General features: G+C 27.4%; 2 protein-coding genes. Both read left to right on the top strand.

The window, feature by feature from the left end:
• The first annotated feature begins 139 nt into the window (after positions 1 to 139).
• Positions 140 to 709, top strand: a complete 570-nt coding sequence (locus MAGTDC_RS03085; RefSeq protein WP_146656998.1) for an uS5 family small ribosomal subunit protein — start codon at positions 140 to 142, stop codon at positions 707 to 709.
• A 600-nt stretch (positions 710 to 1,309) separates the two neighbouring features.
• Positions 1,310 to 1,528: a 30S ribosomal protein S13 gene (gene rpsM, locus MAGTDC_RS04935; RefSeq protein WP_192573173.1), complete on the top strand. Its 219-nt coding sequence runs from the start codon at positions 1,310 to 1,312 to the stop codon at positions 1,526 to 1,528.
• The last annotated feature ends 132 nt before the right edge of the window (positions 1,529 to 1,660 follow it).

Below are 1,660 nucleotides of genomic sequence, written 5' to 3'. Positions count from 1 at the left end.
AACTAATGGAAATCTGATTATAAAGATGGCACGATGTTGTTTGGTTATTGGTATCTTTCATCTAAAATTTAAAAACAAATACAAAGGTAAGATGGTACAGGTTGTAAACATGTTAAGAACATTAGGTTTTATGTTATAGATGAAAATATATTGGAAGAAGTTTGATGATGAATATGTTCCAAACTTTATTAACAAAAAAACAAGAAAGAACATAGCTGATGATATTGAAACTAGTAATCTTTTTAATGGTAAAGTTCCGTTATATGAGAAAATTATAAAGTTAACAAAGGTATGTAGGATTGTTAAAGGAGGTAGAAAGTATAGGTATTTGGCATTAGTTATTGTCGGAGATATGTGTGGTAGTGTTGGATTTGGAATGGCTAAAGCAAATGAAGCACAAGATGCTGTTATGAAATCTGGACGTTGTGCTCAAAACAACATGATAAAGGTTCCTCTCGGAAGGAACAAAGAACTCATTTCTAATGGCAGTGGAAGATATAATTCAACCAAAGTATTGATGTGAAATAATAGAAATGGTATAGGAATTAAAGCAAGTAATGTAATAAGATCCATCTTTGATGCATTGGGAATTAAAGATGCCAGTGCAAAGATCATTGGATCAAGAAATCCACATAATGTTATCAAAGCCACATTTATTGCATTGAAAGGACTAAGCTTACGTTTAAAACTTTGAAAATGTTGTTATTAATTCATTTAAACCTTGGATCTTATAAAGAAATCATGAATAATAGAATAAAGTTATCAGGTTGTTTAAAAAAGATAAGAACATGTGGTAAAAGAAGTAAATAAATCAACAGATATAGATCCGATGATAAAAAGGTATAACTCTGAAAGAGAATAGCTACAAAACTAACAGGTAGACATCAAAATATAGTTTAAATGTAGGAATAACAATAAATGTCATATTATCATGATTATAAGTTTAAATCTGTTAAACAACAGATCATCAAGTAATTGTTAAAAATGTTATTAATTAGTAATTTAAAGAGACATGTATTGATATAAACAACCTTTTGTTGTGTTTAATTATTAGATGGTAAAATATATACCACAAGAACTGATGTTAAAATGTGATTTAATCTTAAATAATACTATACTAAAAACAACCTTGGAGGTGAGATTAACTTATTAAAGTGTTATATCTTATTTAGGATAATTAAATGCAGATATTATGATATAAGAATACCTGAAAACAAGAACATATTCATTGCACTACAAACCTTATATGACATTGGTAAGTCTTTTTCTTATCTCATCTTAAGTTTATTTATCCATTAATTTAAAAACCATGGTAAAGATATTATTAAATTCAGAAAGATATAAACTTATTCATTTTATACAAAATAATTTAACATTAGAAACCGTCTTAAGATATAAAATACCATCCGATATAAACAACTTAAAACGTATTAATTGTTATAGAGGATTAAGACATAAGGTTTGATTACCAGTTAGAAAACAACGAACAAGAACAAATATCCGTACTAGAAAGTACATAAAGTTGTAACAGGTTCGATATGTTTGATAAAGAATTAAATGGAATATTACATATACAATTAACAAATAATAACGTTATTATATGCTGTTCCGATAGAAGAGGTAATACGGTATTGTGGAGTTCAGCAGGTGAACGAGGATT

Source organism: Candidatus Hodgkinia cicadicola, assembly GCF_002774925.1.
The sequence above is the reverse complement of the archived record's forward strand: the minus strand, read 5'-3'. Positions and strand labels throughout refer to the sequence as shown.